24 protein-coding genes and 1 riboswitch are annotated in these 25837 nt (G+C 67.5%); of the genes, 12 read left to right on the top strand and 12 right to left on the bottom strand.

Going from position 1 to position 25837, the window contains the following annotated elements; all coding sequences use genetic code 11:
* The first annotated feature begins 123 nt into the window (after window positions 1–123).
* Window positions 124–1257: a helix-turn-helix domain-containing protein gene (locus AC4D16_RS14715; RefSeq protein ID WP_490955520.1), complete on the top strand. Its 1134-nt coding sequence runs from the start codon at window positions 124–126 to the stop codon at window positions 1255–1257.
* A 60-nt stretch (window positions 1258–1317) separates the two neighbouring features.
* Here the strand turns inward: AC4D16_RS14715 and AC4D16_RS14720 are convergent, their stop codons facing one another.
* Together AC4D16_RS14720 and AC4D16_RS14725 are read right to left on the bottom strand one after the other, a co-directional pair.
* Entirely contained in the window at window positions 1318–1665 is a 348-nt protein-coding gene (locus AC4D16_RS14720; protein WP_490955521.1) for a hypothetical protein, read from the bottom strand.
* Window positions 1662–2078, bottom strand: coding sequence for a hypothetical protein (locus AC4D16_RS14725; RefSeq protein ID WP_490955522.1), 417 nt, complete (start codon window positions 2076–2078; stop codon window positions 1662–1664). Before AC4D16_RS14725 ends, AC4D16_RS14720 begins: the two co-directional genes overlap by 4 nt.
* 582 nt (window positions 2079–2660) lie before the next feature.
* On the opposite strand from AC4D16_RS14725, the gene AC4D16_RS14730 reads away from it, so the two are divergent.
* On the top strand, window positions 2661–3731 hold the full coding sequence (locus AC4D16_RS14730; RefSeq protein ID WP_490955523.1) for a hypothetical protein: 1071 nt from the start codon (window positions 2661–2663) through the stop codon (window positions 3729–3731).
* 309 nt (window positions 3732–4040) lie between these two features.
* On the opposite strand, the gene AC4D16_RS14735 is transcribed toward AC4D16_RS14730, so the two are convergent.
* The 4 genes from AC4D16_RS14735 to AC4D16_RS14750 form a co-directional block, all read right to left on the bottom strand.
* Window positions 4041–4817, bottom strand: a complete 777-nt coding sequence (locus tag AC4D16_RS14735) for a hypothetical protein (RefSeq protein WP_490955524.1) — start codon at window positions 4815–4817, stop codon at window positions 4041–4043.
* Window positions 4818–4820: 3 nt separating this feature from the next.
* Window positions 4821–6365 carry a relaxase/mobilization nuclease domain-containing protein gene (locus AC4D16_RS14740; protein ID WP_490955525.1) on the bottom strand — a complete coding sequence of 515 codons (1545 nt, stop codon included), beginning with the start codon at window positions 6363–6365 and terminating at the stop codon, window positions 4821–4823.
* A gap of 76 nt (window positions 6366–6441) precedes the next feature.
* Window positions 6442–6879, bottom strand: a complete 438-nt coding sequence (locus AC4D16_RS14745) for a YybH family protein (protein WP_490955526.1) — start codon at window positions 6877–6879, stop codon at window positions 6442–6444.
* Window positions 6880–6893: 14 nt separating this feature from the next.
* Complete coding sequence (locus AC4D16_RS14750; protein WP_490955527.1) at window positions 6894–7844, bottom strand: EamA family transporter; 951 nt, start codon at window positions 7842–7844, stop codon at window positions 6894–6896.
* 72 nt (window positions 7845–7916) lie between these two features.
* Between AC4D16_RS14750 and AC4D16_RS14755 the strand changes: the two genes are divergently transcribed.
* Window positions 7917–8837, top strand: a complete 921-nt coding sequence (locus AC4D16_RS14755) for a LysR family transcriptional regulator (protein WP_490955528.1) — start codon at window positions 7917–7919, stop codon at window positions 8835–8837.
* A 134-nt stretch (window positions 8838–8971) separates the two neighbouring features.
* Window positions 8972–9379: a four-helix bundle copper-binding protein gene (locus tag AC4D16_RS14760; protein WP_490955529.1), complete on the top strand. Its 408-nt coding sequence runs from the start codon at window positions 8972–8974 to the stop codon at window positions 9377–9379.
* A gap of 9 nt (window positions 9380–9388) precedes the next feature.
* Here AC4D16_RS14760 and AC4D16_RS14765 read toward each other — a convergent pair whose 3' ends face one another.
* From AC4D16_RS14765 to aqpZ, 3 genes are all read right to left on the bottom strand, one after another.
* A complete protein-coding gene (locus AC4D16_RS14765; protein ID WP_490949963.1) occupies window positions 9389–9637 on the bottom strand; it encodes a DUF2798 domain-containing protein in 249 nt (82 codons plus the stop codon).
* Between the two features lie 76 nt (window positions 9638–9713).
* Window positions 9714–10763, bottom strand: coding sequence for an SGNH/GDSL hydrolase family protein (locus AC4D16_RS14770; protein WP_490955530.1), 1050 nt, complete (start codon window positions 10761–10763; stop codon window positions 9714–9716).
* A gap of 151 nt (window positions 10764–10914) precedes the next feature.
* Entirely contained in the window at window positions 10915–11652 is a 738-nt protein-coding gene (gene aqpZ, locus AC4D16_RS14775) for an aquaporin Z (RefSeq protein ID WP_490955531.1), read from the bottom strand.
* 191 nt (window positions 11653–11843) lie between these two features.
* A riboswitch (glycine riboswitch) is annotated at window positions 11844–11946 on the top strand.
* A 151-nt stretch (window positions 11947–12097) separates the two neighbouring features.
* On the opposite strand from aqpZ, the gene gcvP reads away from it, so the two are divergent.
* The 3 genes from gcvP to AC4D16_RS14790 are packed head-to-tail and all read left to right on the top strand — an operon-like array spanning window position 12098 to window position 17474.
* The gene (gene gcvP / locus AC4D16_RS14780) at window positions 12098–14956 is read left to right on the top strand and encodes an aminomethyl-transferring glycine dehydrogenase (RefSeq protein WP_490955532.1); all 2859 of its coding nucleotides are present in this window, start codon (window positions 12098–12100) and stop codon (window positions 14954–14956) included.
* A gap of 11 nt (window positions 14957–14967) precedes the next feature.
* Complete coding sequence (gene gcvT / locus AC4D16_RS14785) at window positions 14968–16104, top strand: glycine cleavage system aminomethyltransferase GcvT (protein ID WP_490955533.1); 1137 nt, start codon at window positions 14968–14970, stop codon at window positions 16102–16104.
* A complete protein-coding gene (locus tag AC4D16_RS14790) occupies window positions 16101–17474 on the top strand; it encodes an L-serine ammonia-lyase (RefSeq protein WP_490955534.1) in 1374 nt (457 codons plus the stop codon). The genes gcvT and AC4D16_RS14790 overlap by 4 nt, the downstream gene beginning before the upstream one ends.
* Before the next feature lie 6 nt (window positions 17475–17480).
* Here AC4D16_RS14790 and AC4D16_RS14795 read toward each other — a convergent pair whose 3' ends face one another.
* Window positions 17481–17666: a hypothetical protein gene (locus AC4D16_RS14795; protein WP_490955535.1), complete on the bottom strand. Its 186-nt coding sequence runs from the start codon at window positions 17664–17666 to the stop codon at window positions 17481–17483.
* Between the two features lie 527 nt (window positions 17667–18193).
* On the opposite strand from AC4D16_RS14795, the gene AC4D16_RS14800 reads away from it, so the two are divergent.
* From AC4D16_RS14800 to AC4D16_RS14810, 3 genes are read left to right on the top strand one after another with little or no spacing between them, the layout of a single operon-like run.
* Window positions 18194–19174, top strand: a complete 981-nt coding sequence (locus tag AC4D16_RS14800; RefSeq protein ID WP_490949970.1) for a carbohydrate ABC transporter permease — start codon at window positions 18194–18196, stop codon at window positions 19172–19174.
* On the top strand, window positions 19174–20046 hold the full coding sequence (locus AC4D16_RS14805; protein WP_490949971.1) for a carbohydrate ABC transporter permease: 873 nt from the start codon (window positions 19174–19176) through the stop codon (window positions 20044–20046). The genes AC4D16_RS14800 and AC4D16_RS14805 overlap by 1 nt, the downstream gene beginning before the upstream one ends.
* Before the next feature lie 51 nt (window positions 20047–20097).
* Complete coding sequence (locus AC4D16_RS14810) at window positions 20098–21450, top strand: ABC transporter substrate-binding protein (protein WP_490955536.1); 1353 nt, start codon at window positions 20098–20100, stop codon at window positions 21448–21450.
* A gap of 317 nt (window positions 21451–21767) precedes the next feature.
* Here AC4D16_RS14810 and AC4D16_RS14815 read toward each other — a convergent pair whose 3' ends face one another.
* Together AC4D16_RS14815 and AC4D16_RS14820 are read right to left on the bottom strand one after the other, a co-directional pair.
* A complete protein-coding gene (locus AC4D16_RS14815) occupies window positions 21768–22211 on the bottom strand; it encodes a MarR family winged helix-turn-helix transcriptional regulator (RefSeq protein ID WP_490949973.1) in 444 nt (147 codons plus the stop codon).
* A gap of 119 nt (window positions 22212–22330) precedes the next feature.
* On the bottom strand, window positions 22331–23167 hold the full coding sequence (locus AC4D16_RS14820) for an alpha/beta fold hydrolase (protein WP_490955537.1): 837 nt from the start codon (window positions 23165–23167) through the stop codon (window positions 22331–22333).
* Window positions 23168–23279: 112 nt separating this feature from the next.
* On the opposite strand from AC4D16_RS14820, the gene AC4D16_RS14825 reads away from it, so the two are divergent.
* Together AC4D16_RS14825 and AC4D16_RS14830 are read left to right on the top strand one after the other, a co-directional pair.
* Window positions 23280–24038: a response regulator gene (locus AC4D16_RS14825; protein ID WP_490955538.1), complete on the top strand. Its 759-nt coding sequence runs from the start codon at window positions 23280–23282 to the stop codon at window positions 24036–24038.
* Window positions 24039–24108: 70 nt separating this feature from the next.
* Window positions 24109–25791, top strand: a complete 1683-nt coding sequence (locus AC4D16_RS14830; protein WP_490955539.1) for an ABC-F family ATP-binding cassette domain-containing protein — start codon at window positions 24109–24111, stop codon at window positions 25789–25791.
* Window positions 25792–25837 lie beyond the last annotated feature (46 nt).

Raw genomic sequence — 25837 nt, forward strand, 5'->3', positions numbered from 1 at the left:
AACCCGACCTACGGGCGGGCGCGAGAACCAATGAAGGTTCCGACCAGCCTGCAGGACCGTTCGGGACGCAACGAGTTCCCGAACCGACAGTGAGCCTGAAGCCAAGACGAGGGAAAGAAACAAATGTCAGATGAGCCGGAGAAGCTTCAAGCGGCGCGACGCAGGCGCAGCGATGGCGTGGTCACTGACTTTGATGGCCAGCGACTTGCACTTGCACGCCGTCTTGCTCGCCTGCAGAAGACCACCTTGGCGGCTAAAGCAGGAGTCACAGCTTCTGCTATCAGCCAGTTCGAAAAGGCGCAAAGCAGACCAACACGCACAGTTGCTGCTCAATTAGCTTTAGCTCTGGGAGTGCCTCAAGAGTACCTCTTGCACGGACGTCCAATAGATTTCCTTTCACCTAGTGAAGCGCATTTCCGCTCTCTTCGCGCAACCCCGGCCCTTAGCCGTGACCAAGCGCTGGCATTCGCCGAGACAGCTTTGGCGGTCATTGACGTGCTCGAAGAGTATGTGCAACTTCCCGATGTAGCTATTCCGACGTCCCCAATAGGTGAGCAACCCAGTGCGACGGAAATTGGGACTGTTGCAAACTGTACTCGTACGGCTCTCGACGTAGGTCCTGGTCCTGTCCCTGACGTTGTGAGACTGCTCGAGGCGAAAGGAGTCGTCGTGCTACGCCTACCCGGCTTCATCGACCCTGGTGTCGACGCATTTTCAAGTCGGGCTGGCCAAAGGCCCATCGTTTTGCTCTCGCCTCAGAAGAATGATCGAGCACGAAGTCGCTTCGATGCAGCCCACGAACTTGGGCATTTGGTTATGCATGAGGGCGTTGAACCCGGTTCTAAGGTCGTTGAGAACCAAGCACACTCCTTTGCAGCAGACTTCCTTATGCCTAGAGACGAAGTTCTTGGCGACCTTCCGAAACGACTTGACTGGGATGCGATGCAACGCGCAAAGAAGAAATGGGGGGTTAGCCTCCGCGCACTCGCCTATCGCGCCCACACTTTAGGCGTCTGGTCTGATGCCATATATCGCCGAGCGAACCAGCAACTGACGGTAATGGGTCTTCCTGAACCTGGATCACTCGGACAACCTGAATGCCCGAGCGTGCTCGGCAAGGTGGCCTCTCTTCTGGGTCAAATTGACGTCTCGCTGCAAGACATTGCCATCGCAAGTCGCCTGCCGTTAAACAGCCTAGAAGCAGTAATAGCTAGCGGAAGTCAGCGGCGTGAGCGACTACGTGTTGTCGTCGACTAAGATCCCGAGCGCTTTTGCTCCGCACAGTCCCGATCAGTGACCGCCCGCACGCGGCGAAGATCACAGCCTTCGAGGCTTCGAGCTGAACCCACCGGCGCCGGCGCCAAGCACCGCCAGGGTGCGCCGCCAGCCGGCCGCAACGGCGATGACGCCCGTCCAGGAATCGACGTCACACTGCCCGTCACCGTTCCATCCGGTCGCAACGACGGTTCCCTCGGCGGTGAGGCCGATGGTGTGGGCACGACCTGTGTTGGGAGCGGTATGCACGTTCCCTGCTGCGACCGACACGATGCTGCGCCACGCAGCGACCTGGCACTCCTCGGCATGGGGATCACCGGCGCTCACGACCGCACCGTCGAGGCTGATGCCGACACTGTGCCGACGGCCGGCGGCGACCCGACCGCTCATCCCTGGCCCTCGAGAGCCGATCGCCGCGTTACGCGCGCCTGCTCAGCGTCGTGGGCGTGGCAGAGCAGCTCCAGGATGCGTTTGGATGTCCGCTCCCCTGGGTTCACCACCATCGGCGAAGCCGCCGCCGTCATCGATGGGTTGCATGCCGACATCCATGCGGATCGATTGGCGGCTCTGGAGGCCCGCCGCGGGGTCGACCTGATTGAAGCAGAAGCTGGAGATGTCTTCGACGCCCGGGCGACAGTATGAGCGAGGACGGCGGCGACTCCTTCGCGTTCGACGCCGGTCGTCCCGACCCGCTCCATGAGGAAGTCCGCGAGCTTGGCTCTGCGGTCCTCTGAGTCCCAGAGTTCCTCGGCGTTCGCGGCCGCGTTCTGTGTGTCGACGTCGTTCTGCAGGTCGCCGGTCACGATTGCTGCTGACTCCAGTTCCGCGGCCGTACCATCGCGCTCGGCGTCACCGATGAGTTGGAGCCTAGGGACAACAGCTGTCCGGCGATCCGTGGGGCATGCCAGCACACTTGAGGAACGCTAACGTCTGGGATCTAGGAATGGTCCGGCCGCATCTGACGGGATGTGCTCTGGTTTCCGCGACTTGAAGAGAAATACGATCCCTACGAGGAAAACAAACAGAGCAAAGCCGAGCAACGCTGAGTCGCTTGATGTGGCGGGACAGCCGGCCGAACTGTCGTCAATTTCGGGGCAACTTCTCCATGGCTGCAGGAACATTATGAAGCTTCCCACGCCCCCTAACAGTGTTAGCAGGAGCCCTAATACTAGATAAAAGATCTTTCGCGATCTGGTCATGATCCAACTGAAGCATCTGGCTTGCTCCGAATCCTCATCCTTGAGGACGAGTCTTCACATACATCATGCGATTCATCTACTACAACAGGGCAAGAAAAGCAAGAGTCGCCATGAGAGTGTTGACATACAGGAGACCACGTGCTTCCGTTCTTTTGAGCACACCTGTGCTCCTAAAAAGGGGGAACGTTGCATTTCAACAAAACATTTTGTCGGGTTGGCATATCGACGCTATTTGCGTCAGTGCTTCTGTCAACTATAAGCGCTCCTAGCTTCGCCGGCGAGGAGCGATCATCATCCGCAAATGCTCAAGGCGTTGAACAGGCAATCAGCAAGATTGCCCCTGAAGTCTTCAACGACAAGCATACGGGACTGCAAATTGGGCGTGACGACGTAGTTGCTTCCATCTCGGAGGTTGTATCGAAGCCTGTGGAAGGTGGTTATGAGAATCGAACAGTCGTGAAGGAAACCACAATCCCTCTGGATTCTTCGAAACCAATTACCATAGGTGTCAATGGCGACTCCGACGAAGTAGGCATCTATCTTCCTTTTTCGGACTCAACGGCGGATGGGGCGGTGCTCGCCGACGGAACGACTGTCTTCGACCACCGGAACGGCTCTTCATCGACGCCGGTGGTGAAGGAAGACGGCTCTGTTCAAATCACCACAACCATCTCTGACCCCTCCGGCCCCACGCGATACGCGTATGAGTCGGCAGTATCCGGGGCGTCGGTCATTGAACAAGTCGACGGTGGAATGCTTATCTACCGCAGCGCGGAAGGACAGTACCTGGCCGCAATCGCTCCTGCATGGGCGAAGGACGCACGGGGCACGGCTGTGCCAACTTGGTACGAGGTCGAGGGAACTAATGTCACTCAGGTAGTTGATCATGCTGCGGGTGACTTCGTTTATCCGATCATCGCAGATCCCTATATGGGGAGAGATCTATTCGCGTACACAAGTCGAGGAACTGCAGAAGGCCAGCCGAAGTTTTCGGCTGTGAAATCCGCTTTCGGGCAGCAAACTCATCTTCCTGGAGTAGGTTGGGTCGTTTTCGCTAACGAAGGCTGGAACGAGTTGAAAGCGAAGCAGCCAGGAGTTACGGCAAAATCAAGCCTGAAGCACCAGTATGACTGTCACGTAACTGGTGGTTACTTCAATTTCGCCGGTGCTTCATGGGACCTAGAACAATTTCGTCGCGACTGGCCATTGTGGGCGCTCAATCCGATCGAGCTAGCCAGGCACAGGTGTAATTGGTAATAGCATCTTCGAATGATGACTTATCGGCGCCCTTCATGCTTAGCATGAGGGGCGCCTATATTTTTAGAGACCCTCGACGTGTGTAACATGCAAGCAGAGGGCCACGACATGCGTGCAGTTGGGTTTGAAGACGACCTCCTCGTTGCCACTTACGTAACCGGCGGCCCTTGCCGGCGTCACAGGTACCGTTGCTGCCGAACTTCGGGAACTCACCGCGCCGCTCCAGGACGCCGACAACCGTGAGTGGTTCAACGCCGACCGGTAGACACAGTCAACTCCCGGGCAGGACGAGTTCCCCTGCGTGGTGTTCTAGCCAAGGCCGAAGTCCCTGTCCTGCACACGTGCGACCTGAGGTGACTCCTGCCGGCGTCCTGCACGCTTACCCTGCTTCACTTTCACTGCCGCTGAGGGTGGGGTCCCGTTACTGACGTCGGCTGCGAGGACGGCGGCGACTCCTTCACGTTCGACGCCGGTTGTCCCGACCCGCTCCATGAGGAAGTCCGCGAGCTTCGCTCTGCGGTCCCCTGAGTCCCAGAGTTCCTCGGCGTTCGCGGCGGCGTTCTGTGTGTCGACGTCGTTCTGCAGGTCGCCGGTGACAACAGCTGCTGATTCCAGTTCCGCGGCCGCGTGGTCACGCTCACCCTCACGCTTGGTCGCTGCCGCGCCGAGCTCCGGCTCGACGTCACTGATGGCTTCTGCTGCCTGCCCCTTGAGGTACTCCTCCGGGGTCAGTTCATACCGCGTGCGGATCTCGTCGTGGATGTGCTCGCGGGACAACCGCGCCATATCGTCGAACGGTTCCCACTGCTGCGCTAGGGCGTACTGGGCAGCGATGTCCTCGGGCTTCGCGCTCTCCCAGAATTGCGGCTGATGAACGGCGCCGAGCTGCGTGCGCATCACGGCACGTTCGGCCTCGAAACGCTCCTGCAGCTGCTTGCGCTGGACTTCTTCAGCGTGCACCATCTGCTCATTGCGCTCGGCTCGCTGACGGGCGAGGACCTCACCCAGCCGCCCGGCGACGGCCATCGCTGCTTGCAGCTGCGGACGGAACAGTCCGTCTGCCCCGTCTGGTGTGTCGTGGTTCATCTGTTATCTCCCTATCCCCTGATCCGGTGTGTGCAGGTCGGTCTCGTACTCCTCGGCCCCACGCACCACGCGCTCCGGAATCCGTTGTGGCACCCGCTGCGGTGGTGTGGCTTCGGTGAGGTTCGGCACTGGCTTCCGCTCAGCTCCAGCCGGGGTGCCGGCGGCATACTCGAGCGCGGGCAGGCGTGGCTCTGCGACGTCGGGCAATGGCGCTCCGACGATGCTCAGGTGCTGGCGCGCGGTGTCGTTCAGGAGCCGCGCTTCACGGAGCTCCCTGTTGCTCGCCTGCATGTCGTGCAGGAGGCGGATGGTGCGCAGCATCTGCTGCATGATGAGCGTCTGCGCGACCGGCGACGGCGCGGACGTGGCCGCGAGGAGGAACGCTGTCGTGCCGGCCATCCGCAGCGATGTGCGCACCGGCTCACTGATCGTGACACCCGACCGGTGCGCGGACCTCGCCAGGACGCGTGAGGCGTGCGCCAGAGGACCCGGCTCGGACTCCGTGGCCTTCGACCAGGCCCCGAACACACCGGACGCCTCACGGGCGACGTGCGCCCACGTCTGGTGATCGCCGGGGGCCACTGACGACATGACCCGGCGGGCGTTGGCCATGTCCAGTGCGAGCCTCCGCGCGGCGACCTCGTCGACGGCGTGACCGCCGATCATCGACACGCGCTCACCCCGCGTCATGTCCGCGGCGTCACGGTGCACGATCCGCTGGTGGCGCTTACCTGCCCACCATTCCTCGGCTGCTTCCTGGGAAGCTTCCGGGGTGTCCGTCCACGCTGTGCGCAGCGCCGGCAGGGTGAGGTCCTTTGCGAGCTTCCCCCCGCCGAACCACACCGGGTCCATCCCCGCCGGCGGTCGCTCTGCCACGGAGTAGCCGGTGACGACGGCGCGGCCGCCGTCAGCGAAACGGGCGTTCACGAGAAGCTCCTGCCGCCGGAGCCGGCGCACGAACTCCCCCTCAGTGGTCGACGCCATCGCGCTCGAGCGAACCGAACGCTCCAGGCGGTGTCGTGCAGGTTCCCGCGTACTGCCGGTGCCACGATCGACGAGCTGCTCCGCCGGCTTCAGACCCCTCTCGGAGTGCTGGCCGAGCTCGATGAGGCCGAACTGCTTCTCGAGCTTCCGGGCCGCTGTCTGCGCCTTCGGGAAGTCCGACCAGTCACTCCACTTCGTGCCGTCCTCACGGACGCGGGAGGCCACGATATGGATGTGATCGTTCCCCGCAACGCTCGTTCCGTGGTGGACCGCGACCCACTGGCAGGGTGCTTTGCCGCTGCTGTCGGTGAACCCCATGTCGTCCATGAACTTCTCGGCCATGTCCGCCCACTCGCGGTCACTGACCGGCCGCTCGTCGTCGCGTAGCGACAGGGAGCAATGCCAGACGTGCTGGTCCATGTCGACGTCATTGATCCGCTTGTTCAAGTCGATCTCGCTGGCGACCAGCACCGCGGACTGGTCGTTGAGCTGGGCGTCGTCGAACCAGGACATGATGACCGGGCTGCCGGTGACCAGGTGCGGGTCGGTGTGTCCGTTGCTCATCGAAGACCGACCGGATGCTTCATAGACAGAAGGTCCGGGAAGCATACGAATGCGCCTTCCTCCGTTCCTTCCGTGGTCAGCGCTGGAACGTACCGGCGAACGTCTCGCCGTCGATCGGCACCGAGGTGTGCTCGTGCGCGATCACCCAGGCATCGCCGTCCCGCCGCAGTACCCAGGAGAGCCGGTTGGTCATCGAGTTCGCCGCGTCGTAGGCCGAGCCGCCCTCCTCGCGGTAGGTGATCAGCGCGCTGACCGTCACCACGCCGTCCGCCCCCGCGATTCCCAGGGTGCGGACGTCGTCGAACTCCACCCTCACCCGCTCGTCACCCATCGACGCGAACCAGGCGGCGATCGCCGTGCGCCAGGCATCCCGGCCGTCGTAGAACCAGTGGTCGAAGACGTCGAAGATCCGCGTATCATCGGCGTAGAGGGTCAGCAGGGCCTCGAGGTCCCGCTCCCACACGGCCGCGGTGTACGCGGCGAGGACGGCATCCGTGCCGGGGTGATCGGTCATGGTGTTCCCTTCGATCATCGGTCCGCGGCGCGGCCCGTACCCACCAGACGGGGTTCGACGCCGGAATTCATCGCAGGTGCCCGATCCTTGCGGAAAGCTCCGCGCGGGGCAATGGCCGTCGCCACGCCGGCGAGCAGGGTCACGGCCCCGAGGATCTCCAGCCCGGTCGGGACCTCGGCGAGCACGAGCCACGCCGTCGCCATGCCCACCACGGGCACGAGGAGCGTGAAGGGCACCACCGAGGCGGGCGGGTAGACCGCGAGGAGGTGGTTCCAGATGCCGTACCCCACGAGCGAGGCGAGGACGGCGGTGTAGACGGCGCTCGCGATCGTCACCCCCTCGAGGTGCGTGAGCGCGAAGGCCACGGCCGGAGGCCCGTCCACCACGAGCGAGAGCGCGAGGAGCGGCAGCGGGACCACCGCTCCGGACCAGACGACCACGCCCAGCCCCGAGGCGGAGCGCGCCTTCCGCGCGATGACATTGCCCGCGGCCCAGGAGAGCGCGGCGGCGAGTACGACGACGAGCGGCAGCACCGGCGCCACGGCGCTCCGCCCCACCGCGACCACGAGCAGCCCGACGCCGCCGAGCACGAGACCGGCCAGCTGCAGCCGCCGGGGGCGATCACCGAGGAAGATCGCCGCGAGGAGAACCGTCAGGAGGACCTGCGCCTGCAGGACGAGCGAGGCCAGGCCTGCAGGCATGCCGAGCGCGATGGCCAGATAGAGGAGTCCGAACTGCCCGGCGCTCATGAACGTGCCGATCCCGAGGATCGCCGCCCAGCTGATGTCCGGCTTCCGGATGAAGAAGATGCACGGGAACACGACCAGGGCGAAGCGGAGGGCGACGAACAGGAGGGGTGGCACGTCCTCCCCGCCGGCGGGGTGCAGGCCGAGATCGATGGCCACGAAGTTCAGGCCCCAGAGGACGGCCACGAGCAGGGCGAGAAGGGTGTGGCGTCGGGTCATGATGCCATTCAAGCCCGGATGACAATGAAGCACCAGCGCACAGATGTACCGCGATCCATGTACTGTTCCTTCATGATCGATCCCTCAGCGCTGCAGGCGCTCGCCGCGGTCCACCAGCACGGTTCGGTGGTGGGGGCCGCCGCGGCGCTCGGCTTCACCCCCTCGGCCATCTCGCAGCAGGTCAAGAAGCTCGAACGGCAGACCGGCGTGGTGCTGCTCGAGCGGCACGGGCGCGGAGTGCTGATCACCGAGCGGGGGCTCGCGCTCGCGGACTACGGCCGCCGCATGCTGGCGGACCTCGAAGAGTTGCAGTCCACTCTGCTGGCTGTACCCGGTGCGCCCCGCGGACGCCTGCAGCTCGTCGCCTTCTCCACCGCGTGCAGGGGGCTGGTGGGGCCGGTGCTCGGGCGGATCGCGGACGGGGGCACCGACCTCGACGTCCGGGTGACCTCCGACGATCCCCGTGAGGCCGTGGCGCGGGTCGCCGAGGGAAAGGCGGACCTGGGGATCGTCCACAACTGGAACTCCGTGCCCCTGGCCGTCCCCGAGAACCTCGTGCTGGAGTGGCTCTGCGAGGACGTCGCCGATCTCCTGGTCCGCGAGGACCACGCGCTGGCAGGGCGCACCGAGGTGGGACCCGCCGATTTCGTCGACGAGACGTGGGTCAGCACCCCCCAGGGTGCCATCTGCAACGAGGCCCTCCTGAAACTGCACGCCGACCTGGGGCGTCTCCCGGACATCAGGATGTACGACGACGACTTCGCCACGCACATCGCCCTCGTGGAGCAGGGCGTCGCCGTGGCCCTCGTGCCGCGGCTCGGACGGCCCGCGCTGCCGGCCGCCGTCGTCGCGGTGCCCGTGGTGCGGCCCACGCCGGCACGGCAGGTGGGCGTGGTGCACCGCCGCACCATGGCGGAGAGCCCGGGGATCCGCCACCTCGTGGCGCTGCTGCGCGACGCCGCGCGGGAGAGCGTGGCGCCACCCGCGTCGTAGGGAGCTCCCGCACCCGGGGTCGTTGCATGATCCGGACCGTCGCGCATCCGGTCCCGGCCCTTGCCGGGTGCTGGTGGGCCCCGCCGTCGGGCGGTTAGCGTGTCGATCACCAGCCAGGGAAGAGGAGCGGAACCATGACCCACATCACCTCTATGCTCGACGCGTACCCGAAGGTTCTCGGCGGCGTGGACCGCGACAAGCTGGCCGAGTGCATCGCGGCTTGTTTCGAATGCGCCCAGACCTGCACGGCGTGCGCGGATGCGTGCCTGAGCGAGGACATGGTCGCCGAGCTCACCACCTGCATCAGGACGGACACCGACTGCGCCGACATCTGCCTCACCACGGGCCGGGTCCTCTCGCGGCACACCGGCTACGACGCGAACATCACCCGCGCCCTCCTGCTCGCCTGCGAGGTGGCCTGCAGGACGTGCGCGGACGAGTGCGAGCAGCACGCCGGCATGCACGAGCATTGCAGGATCTGCGCGGAGGCCTGCCGCCGCTGCGAGAGCGCGTGCCGGGAGTTGGCCGCCACCCTCGGCTGATGGATGCGGTCAGGCAGTCCGCTTCGACGCGGCTGCCCTGTCGGCGGGGGTACGCCGGGTGATCCGCTGGGCCAGGGGCGTCATGAGGGGCGTCAGGACCGTGGCCACGGCGATGGCGATCAGTACGTTGGGGATGAACGAGCTCCAGAACGTCTCCGTGAGGCCCACGTTGTAGACGGTGAGCACGAAGGAGAGCGGCGTCGAGATCAGGGCGGAGCCCACGAAGGACTCGAGGAGTGTTCCGAGTAAAGCACGCATGCGCTCATCCTCGCAGGGAGCATCAGCCCTGGGAGTGCCCGTGGAAGTGCGATGCGACCCGCAGATGCAAGCGGGGTCAGCGCAGGTTCTGACGCGCCTCGGCCGCCCTGTCCGCGCGGTCGATGCTCGCGCGGTCCTCGAGATCCACTCCGGCGCGGGCTGCCGCGGCACGCGCCGCAGGACTCTTGAGGTCCGGGAGCACGAAGGTCTCCGGCACGATCCGGGAGTCCTGGACGGCAAACCTGCGCTGCTGTTCGGCGAGCGCCGGCGCGGACGCCTCCGCGGCCGCCGTCGTGGAATCGGTGACGGCGAGACGGCTTCCCGTCACTGCTGCCCCCATGAGCGGCACGTAGCCGGAGGCGTGGCCGGCGCGGTTCGGGTGGTAGGACTCCGCGATGGGACTCGAGAGGCCGTTGAGCCACTCGACGTCGTCGCACACCGCATGCCCGGTGAAGGCGGACGTCGGGTTCCGGAACGCGAAGCCGGCGGTCGCCGCCGCTGCCGCCGTCGTCCGGTTCAGCAGGTCCGCCGTCTCGTTGAGCCGTGCCTCCTCCGCGGGGGAGAACCAGGTGGCGGCGTTGCAGTCCTCGCCGTTGAAGACGCGCGGGTAGCCCGCGATCGTCACGGACGCCCGCGGCGCACGCGAGCGCACCTGCCCGTACAGCGAGGCGAGGCTCCCGGGGAGCTGTCGCGTGATGAGGGCCTGCGAGCGGTCGATCGCCGCGTCGCAGTCGCTCATCCACGCCGGTTTGGCGCACTCGGTGAGCACCGAGACGAAGGCGGCGTCGTTGCCGCCCACGCTCAGCGAGACGTAGGCGGTGGACGGCGTCAGGGCACCCAGCTGGGTGGCGACGACGTCGGGCACCGTGGCGCCCGAGCACGCGCGGAAGTTAAGCGCATATCCCTTCGCGCTCGCGATCAGCGAGGGGTACGCGTACACCGAGCGCTGGCAGGCCGAGCCGTCGGCGAGGTAGGAGCGGGTGCCCGTCCCGGAGGAGTAGGAGTCACCGAGCGCCACGTACGGCTCACCCGCAGCGCTCGCAGGGGTGGCGGGGGCGACGGCGGCCAGGAGCGCGGCGAGCAGCGCTGCGGTGGCGGCGAGGGCGGACAGGCGGGGAAGCGGCATCGGTTCCTCCGGGAACGGTGGGTGTGACTGCGCTCACGCTAGCGCCCACTGGTGACGGGTGGCGCCAGAAGGCGTCGGCACGGCGGATCTTTCCCTCCCGCCCTTCCCGAGGGCGGGAGGAGGCATTACGATCTGCCCGGTCGCCGTCCCGCTACCGTTCGAGGACCACGCTCTCCTCGTTCGGGAACAGCACCCTGTAGCTCAGGCCCGCGATGGCGGCACCGATCAGGGGGGCCACGATGAACAGCCACACCTGACCGAGAGCCTCGGGACCGGCGAACCAGGCGACGCCGAGTGAACGCGCCGGGTTCACGGACGTGTTCGTGACCGGGATGGCGACGAGGTGGATCACCGTGAGGCCGAGGCCGATCGCGAGCGGCGCGAATCCCTTCGGGGCCCTGGAGTCGGTGCTCCCGAGGATCACGTACAGGAAGACGGCAGTGAGGACGACCTCGATGACGAGTGCCGCCACGAGGCCGTAGCCGCCGGGCGAGAGCTCGCCGTACCCGTTGGAGGCGAAGCCGGACTCCACGGCGTCGAAGCCCGGCCTGCCGGACGCGATGGTCAGGAGGGCCGCGCCGGCAACGGTCGCGGCGGCGATCTGCGTGAGGACGTAGGGCGCCACGGCCTTCCACTCGAGGCGCCCGGCGAGCGCGGCGCCGAGGGTGACCGCCGGGTTGAAGTGCCCGCCCGAGATGTGGCCGACGGCGTAGGCGGCCACCATGACCGACAGACCGAAGGCGAGTGCCACACCGAGGAAGCCGATTCCCACGTCGGTTGCGCCGTCGAGGAACTGCGCCGCGAGCACGGCGCTCCCGCATCCGACGAACACGAGGACGAACGTGCCGAGGGCTTCGGCGGACAGGCGGGCTGGGAGGCGGGGGTGCATGGCTATTTCCGATCGTGGAGCGATGAGGGACACCCGTAGGTCGAGCCCGGACGAGGAATCCGCACGGCGCACGGACGTGATCCGCGCCACGTCGGGTTCCCGACGTCATTGCCCGGCGCAGGGGGCGGGCGGTAGGCTGTGGGGCGGTCACGGGCTCACACCCCGGCGCCCACTCCAACTGAATACGCCCGTGATCTGCAGCGGGAGAGTTCCGCCGTCCTTCCCGGACCGGCGGGCGCCGTAGGAGCAAATCCTCCCCAGGAATCTCTCAGGCCGAAGGACCGCTGCGGCTAGGCAACTCTGGAAAGCAGCCCCGGAAGCCACCGGCGCTCACCGACGGTGCAAGCGGACTCAAGGTCCGCGGAAACTCTCAGGTCCCTTACAGAGCGGGGAGGAACCCGACAGTCTCGCGCGCCGCGCACCCTACTGACGTACGGAGTTCCCCATGGCTCATTCTCCCGCTGCAGCTACCTTCGCCGACCGCCACATCGGCCCGCGGACCTCCGACGCCGCACGGATGCTCGAGGTCCTCGGCTACCCGAGCCTCGAGAAGCTCGTGGACATGGCCGTACCCGCGAGCATCCGCCTCGACAGGGCGCTGGATCTGCCGGGCGCCCTGAGCGAGACCGAGGTCCTGGCGCAGCTCCGCCGGATCGCCGGGAAGAACCGGACGGCCGTGCAGATGATCGGCCAGGGCTACTACGACACCGTCACGCCGCCGGTCATCCGGCGCAACGTCCTCGAATCGCCCGCCTGGTACACCGCGTACACCCCGTACCAGCCCGAGATCTCCCAGGGCCGCCTCGAGGCCCTCCTGAACTTCCAGACCATGGTGCAGGACCTCACGGCCCTGGACATCGCCAACGCGTCCCTGCTTGACGAGGCCTCCGCCGTGGCCGAGGCCGTGCTGCTCATGCGCCGCTCGGGCAAGAACAAGGGGCGCACCGTCATCGACGCCGACGCCCTCCCGCAGACCGTCGCCGTCGTCCGCGGCCGCGCCGAGGCGCTCGGCTTCGAAGTGGAGGTCACCGATCTCTCCGCGGGACTGCCCGACGGCGACATCAACGGCGTCGTCCTCCAGCAGCCCGGCGCCTCGGGCGCCCTGCGGAACCACGCCGCCGTCATAACGTCCGCCAAGGAGCGCGGCGCCCTCGTCACGGTCGCCGCGGACCTCCTTTCCCTTACGCTCATCACCGCCCCGGGCGAGCAGGGCGCGGACATCGCCGTCGGCTCCGCCCAGCGTTTCGGCGTCCCGCTCTTCTTCGGCGGCCCACACGCCGCCTACATGGCCGTGCGCAAGGGCCTCGAGCGCATGCTTCCGGGCCGCCTCGTGGGTGTCTCGAAGGACGCCGACGGCGCCCCCGCCTACCGCCTCGCGCTGCAGACCCGCGAGCAGCACATCCGCCGGGAGAAGGCGACGAGCAACATCTGCACAGCGCAGGCGCTGCTCGCCATCGTCGCGTCGATGTACGGCGTCTACCACGGCCCGGAGGGCCTCACGGCGATCGCCCGCACCATCCACCAGCGCGCCGTCGAGCTCGCGGCAGCCCTCGCGTCGACCGATGCCGAGGTCGTCCATGACTCGTTCTTCGACACCCTCCTGGTGCGCGTGCCCGGGAAGGCCGCCGAGTACGCCGACGCCGCGGAGGCGGCGGGCTACAACCTCCGCCGTATCGACGCCGACCACCTCGGCATCTCCTGCGACGAGACGACCACACGCGAGCACGTCGCGGCCGTCGCCGCCGTCTTCGAGGGAACGGCCGCCGCCACTGCGGAGGCCCCGGCCGAGCGCATCCCGTCGGAGCTGCACCGGGCGTCGTCGTTCATGACGCACCCCGTGTTCTCGCGCCACCGCTCCGAGACCGCGATGCTGCGCTACCTGCGGAAGCTCTCCGACAAGGACCTCGCGCTGGACCGCACCATGATCCCGCTGGGCTCCTGCACCATGAAGCTCAACGCCACCGTGGAGATGGAATCCATCTCCTGGCCGGAGTTCGCCTCGATCCACCCGTACGCGCCGGAGAGCCAGACCGAGGGCTGGCGCGAGCTCATCACCGACCTCGAGGAGCGCCTCGCCGAGATCACCGGGTACGACCGCGTGTCGCTGCAGCCCAACGCCGGGTCGCAGGGCGAGCTCGCCGGACTCCTGGCCATCCGCGGCTACCACCGCTCGCGCGGCGACGAGAACCGCACCATCTGCCTCATCCCGTCCTCGGCGCACGGCACCAACGCCGCCTCCGCGGTGCTCGCGGGCATGAAGGTGGTGGTGGTCGCGACGGCGGCCAACGGGAACATCGATCACGACGACCTGCTGGCGAAGATCGAGCAGCACGCGGCTAACCTCTCGGCCATCATGATCACCTACCCGTCCACGCACGGCGTGTTCGAGGAGGACGTCCGCTGGGTCTGCGAGCAGATCCACGACGCCGGCGGCCAGGTCTACATCGACGGCGCCAACCTCAACGCCCTCGTGGGCCTCGCGCAGCCGGGTGAGTTCGGCGGCGATGTCTCGCACCTCAACCTCCACAAGACGTTCTGCATCCCGCACGGTGGCGGTGGGCCCGGCGTCGGCCCCGTGGCGGTGGCCGCGCACCTCGCGCCGTTCCTGCCCGGCGACGCGAACCGCGCCGTCGCCACGGATGGTGGCGCGAGCGCCGAGGGTGGCACGCCCGTGTCCGGCTCGATGTACGGCTCGGCCGGCGTGCTGCCCATCTCCTGGGCCTACGTGGCCCTGATGGGGTCCGAGGGCCTCACGAGCGCGACGGCGCACGCCCTCCTCGCCGCCAACTACGTGGCCGCGCGCCTGACCGAGCACTTCCCCGTGCTCTACACCGGCGTGCAGGGACTCGTGGCGCACGAGTGCATCCTCGACCTCCGCCCGCTGACCGCGGAGACCGGCGTGACCGCCGAGGACGTCGCCAAGCGCCTCATCGACTACGGATTCCACGCGCCCACGTTGTCCTTCCCGGTCGCCGGGACGCTCATGGTCGAGCCCACGGAGTCCGAGGACCTCGCCGAGCTGGACCGCTTCGTGGAGGCCATGATCGCCATCAAGGGCGAGATCGACCGCGTGGCGGCAGGTGACTTCACGCTCGAGGAGAGCCCGCTGCGGCAGGCACCCCACACCGCGCAGGTGCTCATCGGGGACGAGTGGACCCAGGCGTACCCGCGCGAGCTCGCGGCCTACCCGCTGCGGTCCCTCCGCCATGACAAGTACTTCCCGCCGGTGCGCAGGATCGACGGCGCCCACGGCGACCGCAACCTGATCTGCTCCTGCCCGCCCATCGAAGCCTTCGAGGACTAGGACCGCCGTACATGACCGACGACACGAGCAGACACACCGCGCTGTTCACGCAGCACGAGCTCCACGGTGCGTCCTTCACGGACTTCGGCGGCTGGCAGATGCCCCTGAAGTACCGCAGCGAGCTGGAGGAGCACCACACCGTCCGCAGGGCCGCGGGAATCTTCGACCTCTCCCACATGGGCGAGGTCCTCGTCACCGGGCCGGATGCCGCGCGCTTCCTGAACTACGCGCTGGTGAGCAATCTCGCCGTCATCGCCGTGGGCAAGGCGAAGTACTCCCTCATCTGCACCGCCGAGGGCGGCGTGATCGACGACCTCATCACGTACCGCCTCGCCGAGGACTCCTTCCTCGTGGTGCCGAACGCCGCCAACGCCGAGATGGTGGCGGAGACGCTGCGCATCCGGGCGTCGAGCTTCGATGTCGCCATCGAGGACCAGTCGGAGGCGACCGCGTTGATCGCCATCCAGGGGCCCACGTCCGAAGCCGTCCTCCTCGAGCTCGCGCGCCCCGAGGACGCCGCGACCATCAAGGAGCTGAAGTACTACGCTGCCGTCGAGATCGAGCTCTCCGGCCTGCCCGTCCTCCTCGCACGGACCGGGTACACCGGCGAGGACGGCTTCGAGATCTACGTGGGCACCAACGTCGCCGTGCGCCTGTGGCAGGCCGCCCTGACCGCCGGTGAACCGTACGGCCTGCTGCCCTGCGGGCTCGCGGCACGGGATTCGCTGCGGCTCGAGGCCGGCATGCCCCTGTACGGCAACGAACTCGGTCTCGACACAAACCCGTTCGAGGCGGGCCTCGGTCCGGTGGTGAGCACAAAGAAGACGGACGACTTCGTGGGCCGCGCCGTCCTGGAGCCCCTCAAGGCGGTGGAGCCCGCGCGTCGGCTCGTGGGTCTCCGCGGGGTCGGCCGCCGGTCCGCACGGGCCGGGTACGACGTCGTGGTGGACGGGGTGCCGGTCGGCACCGTCACGTCCGGGCTTCCCAGCCCGACGCTCGGATACCCGGTGGCGCTCGCGTACGTGGCATCGGAGTACGCGGCCCTCGGTACGGAGCTGCAGGTGGACCTCCGCGGACGGCCCGAGGCCTTCACCGTGATCCCCACGCCCTTCTACCGGCGCGAGAAATCGGCCGGTACCGCTCTGTGACGATCAGCGCGTTCGACCTCTTCAAGATCGGCATCGGCCCCTCGAGCTCCCACACCGGCGGACCGATGACCGCTGCCCACCTCTTCACTCGGGTGCTCCGCGCCGAGGGGCTTCTCCCGCGCGTGCAGCGTGTGCAGGTGGATCTCTTCGGTTCGCTCGGCGTGACGGGGCACGGCCACGGCACGGTGAAGGCCGTCCTGCTCGGTCTCGAGGGGGATCAACCGCACCTGGTGGATCCCACCTCGGCCGACGCCCGCGTGGCGTACATCGGGGAGTGCCGCTCGCTGCTGCTGGCGGGGGAGCAGCGCATCGCGTTCGATCCGGAGACGGACGTGCTGCTGCACCGCGGTCAGCGCCTCGACTACCACACGAATGGTATGCGCTTCACGGCATACGACCCAGCGAACGAAATTATACGGACGAGGGAATACTTCTCGGTAGGTGGCGGCTTCGTGCTCGACGAGGACGAGATCCGCTCCGAGACGGCCGCGGTGGCACCCTTGCCCGTGCCGTATCCCTTCGATTCGGCGGATCAGCTCCTGCGTATCTGCGGAGCCACCGGCAGGCGCTTCTCGGATGTCATCTTGGCGAACGAGTTGGCGGTGCGCTCGGAGCACGAGGTGCGTACGGGCCTGCTGGAGATCTGGGACGTCATGCAGGACACCATCCGGCGCGGCACCACCACCGGTGGCATCCTCCCCGGTGGCCTCAGCGTGCGTCGCCGCGCGGACAAGCAGCGGCAGCTCCTCGAGAAGGCCGATGATCCCAACGACCGCCTCGGGACCATGGAGTGGGTCACGCTGTTCGCCCTCGCCGTCAACGAGGAGAACGCGGCCGGCGGCCGCGTGGTCACGGCGCCCACCAACGGCGCGGCGGGCATCATCCCTGCCGTCCTGAAGTACTACGTGGACTTCGTGCCGGGAGCGGACGACGACGGTGTGGTCCGGTTCCTGCTCGCCGCCACCGCGATCGGTGCCTTGTTCAAGAAGAACGCGTCCATCTCGGGCGCGGAGGTCGGGTGCCAGGGCGAGGTGGGGTCGGCGTGCGCCATGGCAGCGGGCGCGCTGGCCGAGGTCCTCGGTGGCACACCCGAGCAGGTGGAGAACGCGGCGGAGATCGGGATCGAGCACAACCTCGGCCTCACCTGTGACCCCGTGGGCGGTCTGGTGCAGATCCCGTGCATCGAGAGAAATGCCGTCGGAGCCATGAAGGCCATCACCGCGGCCCGTATGGCGGTCCGCGGGGACGGTCAGCACCACGTCTCCCTCGACGTCGCCATCAAGACGATGCGGGAGACCGGCGCGGACATGATGGACAAGTACAAGGAGACCGCGCGCGGCGGCCTGGCCCTCAACGTGGTGGAGTGCTGACGCCCCTCAGATGAACCGCAGGGTCTTTTCGTCGTCGACCCGGGGCCGCTGGGGAAGCTCGTCGATGAGCTCGTTCAGAGCGAGGGCCAGGAGGTTGTGGGCCCAGACGGGGAGCTCAGGTGCCTCGAGTGCGCCGTTGCATCCGACATAGCGCAGCCGGATCACAGGCAAGGTGAGATTCACCTCGCGCATCGCACGGTTCGTCAGCTGGGGCTGCAGAACCCTCCAGCGGTCGTTCATTGGCTTCCGCCGGACCCGGAGGTGTCCGCCGATTGTCCCTCACCAGTGTGATGAAGGCTTCGGAGGCCTGAGGGATCAGCCGCAGCGCCGTCCGGACGATATCCGTCAGCGGGCCCTCGCCGTCGTCGCGGTGATGCAGGTTGCGGGCGAGATCGCCCAGATGATCGGCGAGGCCCTGGACCACGGTGCCGTCCGTGGCAGCCCCCGCTCGCGTGACGTCCGGCTCGTTCACTGTGTCCTGCTGTGCGTTCGGTGCCTGGACAATGTACCGCCGATGCCTTCCCGACGCCGCCCGGCGCCACGCGGTCCGCGTCCGGCAACCAGAAGGCGAACAGCAAGTCACGAGGCTGAACCGGCGGTGAACTCTGGCGGACAACTCGTTCGTGAGAGCCGCTTTCGAGGTTCGTGCGGCCGCCCGCTCCCTACCCTTGCAATGGCATGGGGCCGAAGCGAAGCGAAGGGGTGAAGGGATGGGCCAGGTGACGGATACCGCTCGGGTACGCCCGGCAGTGCGGTCCGACGGCGTAGGACAGGTCCCGCCGTCGTCCTCGGGAACGGGCCCGGGGGCCGTGGTCCAGCGCCGTCGCCGCACGCCGTGGAAGCAGTGGCTGCTGTTCCTCGCCTTCGCGGGCCCCAACGTGGCGCTGCTGGTGATCTTCACCTACAAGCCGCTCCTGCAGTCCCTGCAGTACTCCACGCTGCAGTGGAACATCGGTTCCCCGGTCGCCATGCCGGTCGGCTTCCAGAACTACATCGACTGGTTCACTGATCCGACGACGCCGCGCATCGTCACCGTGACCCTGGTCTTCACGCTCGCCACCGTGGGCGGCGGCATGGTCATCGGGCTCCTGCTCGCGCTGGTGCTGAACCGGAAGCTGCGCGGCACGGGCGCGGCGCGCACCGTCGTCGTCGCGCCGTACGTGCTCTCAGGCGTCGCCGTGGGCCTGCTCTGGCTGTTCGTGTTCGACCCCAACTTCGGCGTCACCGCCGCCCTGCTCCGCCTCGTGGGCCTCGCCTCACCCGACTGGTACAACGATCCCCAGTGGGCGCTCGCCATGGTGATCATCGTGTACCTGTGGAAGAACGTGGGCTATGTGGCGCTCATCTACCTGGCCGCCCTGCAGTCCGTGCCACGGGACCTCGTGGAGGCCGCATCCATTGATGGCGCCTCCGCCGTGCGGTCCTTCCGGGCGATCGTGCTGCCCCTGCTCGGACCCACCACGTTCTTCCTCGCCATCACCACGCTGCTGACGTCGCTGCAGTCCTTCGACATCATCCAGGCCATGACCAAGGGTGGTCCCCTCGGCGGGACCACCACGATGATGTACCAGATCTACCAGGAGGGCTTCCAGAGCGGCCGCGCCGGCTACTCGTCGGCGATCGCCACCATTCTCTTCGTGGTGCTGCTCGCGGTCACGTTCGCCCAACTGAAGTTCGTCGACCGGAAGGTGCACTACTGATGGCCGCCACCCTGACACCGGGCCCCGCACGGGCGGCCGCGGCACCCCGCACCAAGGCACCGACGCCGTGGGGCAGCTACCTCACGCTTCTGCTCGCCGTCGCCGTGATGGTGCTCCCGCTCGTGTGGATGGTGCTCGCGGGGTTCAAGGAGCGCGACGAGATCTACACCTCGCCCATCCAGTGGCTGCCCGGTTCGGTGGACGCCTCGAACTACGAGACGGCGATGAGCCAGGTCCCGTTCGGCAACTTCTTCGTCAACAGCGCCATCACCACGGTGATCGGCGCGGGCCTGAAGATGATGCTGGGGCTCACCACGGCGTACGCGCTCGTGTTCCTCGAGTTCCCGTTCAAGAAGGTGGTCTTCGGCGTCGTCATCTTCGCTCTGCTCGTCCCGCAGCAGATCGTCATCATCCCGAACTACACACTCGTGGCCGAACTCGGCTGGATCAACACCTACCAGGGCATCATCGTGCCCGGACTCGCCTCCGCCTTCGGCACCTTCCTCTTCCGCCAGCACTTCCTCACGCTGCCGATCTCCATCCTCGAGGCGGCCGCGCTCGACGGCGCCGGTCACTGGCAGCGCCTGTGGCGCTTCATCGTGCCCATCTCCGCGCCGACCATCGCCGCCGTCGCCCTCGTCTCGATCGTGGCGGAGTGGAACGAGTACCTGTGGCCGCTCCTCGTCGTCGACCGCGCCGAGATGATGACCCTGCCGGTGGGCCTGACCCTGCTGCAGAACAACGACGGCATCCCCGACTGGGGCGTCCTCATGGCAGCGACCGTGCTCGTCACCGCCCCCGTGCTGATCGCCTTCTTCGCGCTGCAGAAGCGCATCGTCTCCGGCCTGACCGCCGGGGCCGTCACCGGCTGACCTTCCTTCCCTTCGCCGTCCGTCCGTCCGACCAACCCGAGGAGTTCCCCCATGTCCCCACGCCCGCAGTTCGACCTGAACCGCCGTCAGCTCCTGCAACTCAGTGCCATGTTCGGCGGCGCCGCGGCGCTCGCGGCCTGCAGTGGCCCGGCGGTCAGCACCGACGTCTCCGGTGGCGCCGCCACACAGGATGCCACCGACTGGGCGTCCATCACGCCGGCCACCGAGATCACCTGGTGGAGCAACCACCCGGGTGCGTCCAAGCCCGTGGAGGAGGAGCTCATCAAACGCTTCACCGCCGAAAGCGGCATCACCGTCAACCTCGTCACCGCGGGCGCGAACTACGACGAGGTGGCACAGAAGTTCCAGGCGGCCACCGGCACGGACGCCGGGCCCGACGTCGTCATCTCCAGTGACGTGTGGTGGTTCCGCTACATGATCAACGGGCAGATCCTGCCGATCGACCAGCTCGCCGAGCACCTCGAGATGGACACCGCGGATTACAACGAGACCCTCTACGGCGACTACCTGTACAAGGACTCGCACTGGGCCGTGCCCTACGCCCGGTCCACGCCGCTGTTCTACTACAACAAGGATGTCTGGGCGGCTGCGGGCCTGCCGGACCGTTCGCCCGCCACCTGGGACGAGTTCCGCGAGTGGGGGCCGCAGCTCGCAGCCGCGGGCATCACGCCGCTCGGGCTCGGCAAGGGGACGTCCTGGGTGGCCTGGTGGTTCTGCAACTTCCTGTGGGGCCGCGGCGGCGCCTACTCGAACGAATGGACCACCACGCTCGACACCCCCGAGGCCATCGAGGCCGCCACCTTCGTTCAGTCCATGATCTTCGACGACAAGTTCGCGGCCGTTGCGGCGAGCGACAACGTCGCGGACTTCGGTGCCGGCCTGACCGCCTGCACCATCGGATCCACCGGATCCCTGACCGGCATCCTGGAGGCGGCATCGTTCGGGGTGGGCACCGGCTTCCTGCCCGAGGGCCCCGATGGCCCGGCGTGCCCCACCGGCGGCACCGGCGTGGCGATCAACGCGAACCGCTCGCCCGAGCAGCAGCTCGCCGCGGGTATGTTCCTGAAGTTCCTCACGAGCACGGAGAGCACGGCGTACTACTCCTCCAACACCGGCTACATGCCCGTGCGCACCTCGGCCCTGGAGAGCGAGACCATGGCAGCCGTGTACGCGGAGTCGCCCCAGTTCCGCACCGCTGTCGACCAGCTGGCCACCACGCGCACCCAGGACTGGGCGCGGGTGTTCGTTCCCGGCGGTGACAAGGAGCTCACGACGGCGCTCGAGGGCATCATCCTCCAGCAGGCCGACCCGGCTGAGGCGTTCGCGACCGCGAGCACCGCCATCCAGCGCTCCTACGAGCAGAACGTGGAGCCTTACCTCTGACCCCTGGGAAGGAGTAGGGCCGGCCGGCCCTACTCCTTCACCACCCGGATGGTCTTCAGCGATGCGTCGCCGGGGTCGGGTCACCGCCGTCAGGGAGCGCCGTACCGCACACAGAAGCGGCCGCCCCGGGGGGCGGCCGCTTCCGTGTTCTCTTGAGAAATTCGGGGGCTACGTCTCAGACCANCCCTGTTTTCCTTTCGTTTCTTTCTCTCGTTTTTCTTTCCCCCCCTTCTGGGCACCCCCGCCCCAACCACAAAGCGCCCTCCCCTTGGTCCCACCCGCTTCCGTGTTCTCTTGAGAAATTCGGGGGCTACGTCTCAGACCACCACGGCGGTGGTCTTCTGGCGCTGGGGTGCGAGTTCGCCGATGATACCCCGCAGCAGGGTGCGGAGCTCGAAGGACTCCAGTCCCTCACCGACCATGAGCGTGCGCTCGATGTTCTCGGCGGCGGTCAGGGCGTCGAGGCCGGCGGGGGTGATGGTGATGCGCTGACTGCGACGATCGATGCTGTCACGGATCCGCGAGATGAAGCCCTGGCGTTCGAGCTTCTCGATGGTCTTGCCGATGGTCTGCGCCTGCACGTGCACCGCCACGGCGAGCCGTGCGCCGGTCATGGTGCCCTGTCGGGCGAGGACGCCGAGCGTGGTGTACCCGGCATGGGTGATGCCGATGTCGAGCAGTTTCTCGTTCCACGCATGGTCCACGAGACGCGCGGCGGTGGTGAGCAGGCGGCTGGTTGACCACTCTTCCAAGTCAGACATGCGATCCTCCGGAGCGTTGGAACCCCCTGCCGGTGCTGTGAACCAGCCCCGGCAGGGCGTTGTGTCATCGCAACGAGATCACGTGATCAGGGGACGGGATCTTCGTTGCTGTAGACCCACTATGCGCTTGTATCTTCAAGTTTCCCCTTCGCCCTTGCCGAAGACTGGAACAAGTTCTGCGCATCGGCCCGGGGTGGGCGGCGTCCGAATGCCGCGATCTCCGCGGCGACGTGCGCGGCAGCGAGCATCTGCACCACGTGCGCCTGACCAGTGATCTCGACGAACGAACCGTCCACCGCGCGGTCAGCGAGCTCCCGGCACCACCGTCGTCGCGCCACCGGGTCGCGGCCTCCCCGGATCACCAGGACCGGGCACGGCACGGCCTCCACCGCGCGCTCCAGCGGGTACTCCATCATGGGACGCAGCTGGCGCACGTACCATCGGAGGCCGGTGCGGAGGTAGTCCGTGTACACCACGGCATTGCTGCGCGGGCTCTCCCGGAAGGTGTCGTGCAGCAGGGAGACGGACTGCTGCAGAACGGTGCGCCTGAGCCTGTCCACCACGGGCCCGAGAAGCACCACGCGCTCCGGCAGCCCCGGGGCGGCGAGTGCGGCGGCCGTCACGAACTGGGCTCCCATGGAGTGGCCCACCAGCACGGCGCGTCGGATCCCGAGCGCGGTCAGCGCCGCGACGATCAGCGCCCCGTGGTCCTCGGCCGTGAGCTGCGCCCGCGGCTGGGGGTCCCAGCCGTACCCGGGAAGATCGATCGAGTGCACGACGGCGTCCGCGGCGAGTTCCACGGCGAGCGGCTCCAGATAACGGTGCGTCATCCCGAGACCGTGGACCAGGACGTACGGCGGGCGGTCGGCGCCGTGGCATCCGGCGGCCGAACTCGTGGTCCTCACGGTGACCGTGAAGCCGCGGATCTGCACGGTTCTCACGAGGGTCGAGGGCATCAGAGCAGCTTACGGGGTCCGGCGCCCCGACCGGGCCCTTCCGCCCGCGGCCCTCCTGACAACCGGCCCCGGGCACCTGCCGGAACACGGGAGTGTGTGGAAGGCTGGGATCATGTCCGATCCCACGAGCCAGCGCACCGCGTTGATCGTCGAGGACGACCCTGACATCCGTGATCTGCTCGTCACGACGCTGCGCATGAACGGGTTCACCACCTTCGAGGCGGCATCCGGGGGCGAATGCCTGGCGCTCCTCAGGGAGCATCGGCCGGACCTCATCACCCTGGACCTCAACCTTCCTGATCTCGACGGCGTCGAGGTCTGCCGGCAGTGCCGTGCCAGCACCGATGCGTACATCGTGATGGTGACCGCCCGGCAGGAGGAGATCGACCGCCTCATCGGGCTGGAGACCGGCGCCGACGACTTCATCGGCAAACCGTTCAGCCCACGCGAGCTCTCCGCCCGGGTGACGGCGATGTTCCGGCGGCCCCGGCGTCCCACGGCAGCCCCTGCGACGGCTGCTGCCGTTCCCCCACCAGCAACGCGGGACGACGAACCGGTGCTCCTGCGCCACGGGGCGCTGGTCATGGATGCCGCAGGACGCATGGTGACCGTCGACGGACGGGAACTGGCCCTGACGCGCATCGAGTTCGATCTCCTCGAAGCGCTCCTCACGAACGCGCAGCGCGTCTGGACCCGCGAGGCACTGCTCACCCGGGTGTGGGGAGAGGGCTGGGGACAGGATCACCACCTCGTCGAGGTGCACATCGGGAACCTGCGGAAGAAGCTCGGCGACGACATCAGCAACCCCACGTTCATCCGCACCGTCCGCGGGGTCGGCTACCGGATGATGCCGGTCGCCTCGAAGGGCTGACCTGCGCCGCCGGTGAGCCGTCATCCGCCGTCGTTCTGCCGTGCTTCGCCCCGGATGGAAGACTGGGAACGTGGCTCACCTCGACGTATCCGGTATCGACTACTTCCTCTCCGACGGCAGGCAGCTCCTCAACGGCGTCGCCTTCAAGGTCGGTGAAGGCCACAAGACGGCGCTGATCGGCCCCAACGGCACGGGTAAGACCACGCTGCTGCGCATCATCTCGGGCGACCTCTCACCCGACGAGGGATCGGTGGGGCGCTCGGGGACCATGGGCATCATGCGGCAGTTCGTCGGCCAGGTACGCGATGACACCACGGTGCGCGACCTTCTCGTCTCCTCCGCGCCCCCCGTGCTCGCTGCTGCGGCGAAGCGGATCGACGACGCCGAACTGGCGATGGTGGAGGCCGACGACGAGCCCACCCAGATGGCGTACGCGCAGGCCATCGCGGACTGGGGGGACGCCGGGGGCTACGAGCTGGAGACCACCTGGGACGAGGTCACGATGGCCGCCCTCGGGGTCCCGTTCGACCGCGCGCAGTACCGGGCGGCGTCGTCGCTCTCCGGTGGTGAGCAGAAGCGCCTGGTGCTGGAGGCGCTGTTCTCCGGACCGGACGAGCTGCTCCTCCTCGACGAACCGGACAACTACCTCGACGTGCCCGGTAAGCGCTGGCTCGAGGCGAAGCTGGGGGAGTCGAAGAAGTCCGTGCTGTTCGTCAGCCACGACCGCGAGCTCCTCGCCAACGCCGCCACGCGCATCGTGACGCTCGAGCCGGGAGCGCTCGGGGCGTCGTCGTGGACCCACGGCGGCGGCTTCGAGACCTACCTGAAGGCGCGCGAGGACCGCAATGCCCGGTTCGAGGAGCTGCGGAAGCGATGGGACGAGGAGCACGTCAAGCTCAAGGAACTCGTCAACATGTACAAGAACAAGGCCGCGTTCCGCTCCGACATGGCGAACCGGTACCACGCGGCGCAGACGCGGCTCGCGAAGTTCCTCGAGGCCGGCCCGCCCGAGGCCATACCGCTCGAGCAGAACGTGTCCATGCGCCTGGCCGGTGGCCGCACGGCGAAGCGCGCGGTCGTAGCGCAGAAGCTCGAACTCTCCGGTCTCATGAAGCCGTTCAGCACGGAGATCTGGTTCGGGGACCGCGTGGGTGTGCTCGGCTCCAACGGCTCCGGTAAGTCCCACTTCCTGCGGCTGCTCGCCGCCGGGGGATCGGACCCCGACAAGGAGCACCTGCCGGTGTCCGACGTCGACATCGCGGAGGTGCCGCACGAGGGTTCGGTGAAGCTCGGCGCGCGTATCCGCCCCGGGTTCTTCGCGCAGACGCACTCGCGGCCGGACCTGCTGGGGCGCACGCTCGTGGACATCCTGCACCGCGGTGACGAGCACCGTTCCGGGCTGGGCCGCGAGGCGGCGTCGGCCGTGCTGGACCGGTACGGCCTGGCGTCCCAGGCGGAGCAGCCCTACGACTCGCTCTCCGGCGGGCAGCAGGCACGCCTGCAGATCCTGCTCCTCGAGCTCTCCGGAGCCACGCTGCTGCTGCTCGACGAACCCACCGACAACCTCGACCTGCACTCCGCCGAGGCCCTCGAGCGGGCCATCGACGCCTTCGAGGGGACCGTCATGGCGGTCACGCACGACCGCTGGTTCGCGCGGAGCTTCGACAGGTTCCTGGTGTTCGGCTCCGACGGCAAGGTGTACGAGACGAAGGAACCGGTCTGGGACGAGAGCCGCGTGGTGCGCGCCCGCTGAGCGGGTTCTCCACTCCTGTCCACACAATGCCCACAGGGTTGTCCAC

The organism is Arthrobacter sp. TJ-236 (genome assembly GCF_058269235.1).

What these genes read in the sequence shown, in the direction of transcription:
- AC4D16_RS14770 (WP_490955530.1), bottom strand. Translation starts at nt 10,763, where the DNA reads ATGCCGCTTCCCCGCCTGTCCGCCCTCGCCGCCACCGCAGCGCTGCTC.
- AC4D16_RS14755 (WP_490955528.1), top strand. Translation starts at nt 7,917, where the DNA reads ATGATCGATCCCTCAGCGCTGCAGGCGCTCGCCGCGGTCCACCAGCAC.
- AC4D16_RS14720 (WP_490955521.1), bottom strand. Translation starts at nt 1,665, where the DNA reads ATGAGCGGTCGGGTCGCCGCCGGCCGTCGGCACAGTGTCGGCATCAGC.
- AC4D16_RS14760 (WP_490955529.1), top strand. Translation starts at nt 8,972, where the DNA reads ATGACCCACATCACCTCTATGCTCGACGCGTACCCGAAGGTTCTCGGC.
- AC4D16_RS14740 (WP_490955525.1), bottom strand. Translation starts at nt 6,365, where the DNA reads ATGAGCAACGGACACACCGACCCGCACCTGGTCACCGGCAGCCCGGTC.
- AC4D16_RS14735 (WP_490955524.1), bottom strand. Translation starts at nt 4,817, where the DNA reads ATGAACCACGACACACCAGACGGGGCAGACGGACTGTTCCGTCCGCAG.
- gcvP (WP_490955532.1), top strand. Translation starts at nt 12,098, where the DNA reads ATGGCTCATTCTCCCGCTGCAGCTACCTTCGCCGACCGCCACATCGGC.
- AC4D16_RS14715 (WP_490955520.1), top strand. Translation starts at nt 124, where the DNA reads ATGTCAGATGAGCCGGAGAAGCTTCAAGCGGCGCGACGCAGGCGCAGC.
- AC4D16_RS14750 (WP_490955527.1), bottom strand. Translation starts at nt 7,844, where the DNA reads ATGACCCGACGCCACACCCTTCTCGCCCTGCTCGTGGCCGTCCTCTGG.
- AC4D16_RS14745 (WP_490955526.1), bottom strand. Translation starts at nt 6,879, where the DNA reads ATGACCGATCACCCCGGCACGGATGCCGTCCTCGCCGCGTACACCGCG.
- AC4D16_RS14820 (WP_490955537.1), bottom strand. Translation starts at nt 23,167, where the DNA reads ATGCCCTCGACCCTCGTGAGAACCGTGCAGATCCGCGGCTTCACGGTC.
- AC4D16_RS14765 (WP_490949963.1), bottom strand. Translation starts at nt 9,637, where the DNA reads ATGCGTGCTTTACTCGGAACACTCCTCGAGTCCTTCGTGGGCTCCGCC.
- AC4D16_RS14815 (WP_490949973.1), bottom strand. Translation starts at nt 22,211, where the DNA reads ATGTCTGACTTGGAAGAGTGGTCAACCAGCCGCCTGCTCACCACCGCC.
- AC4D16_RS14825 (WP_490955538.1), top strand. Translation starts at nt 23,280, where the DNA reads ATGTCCGATCCCACGAGCCAGCGCACCGCGTTGATCGTCGAGGACGAC.
- AC4D16_RS14810 (WP_490955536.1), top strand. Translation starts at nt 20,098, where the DNA reads ATGTCCCCACGCCCGCAGTTCGACCTGAACCGCCGTCAGCTCCTGCAA.
- gcvT (WP_490955533.1), top strand. Translation starts at nt 14,968, where the DNA reads ATGACCGACGACACGAGCAGACACACCGCGCTGTTCACGCAGCACGAG.
- AC4D16_RS14805 (WP_490949971.1), top strand. Translation starts at nt 19,174, where the DNA reads ATGGCCGCCACCCTGACACCGGGCCCCGCACGGGCGGCCGCGGCACCC.
- aqpZ (WP_490955531.1), bottom strand. Translation starts at nt 11,652, where the DNA reads ATGCACCCCCGCCTCCCAGCCCGCCTGTCCGCCGAAGCCCTCGGCACG.
- AC4D16_RS14795 (WP_490955535.1), bottom strand. Translation starts at nt 17,666, where the DNA reads ATGCGCGAGGTGAATCTCACCTTGCCTGTGATCCGGCTGCGCTATGTC.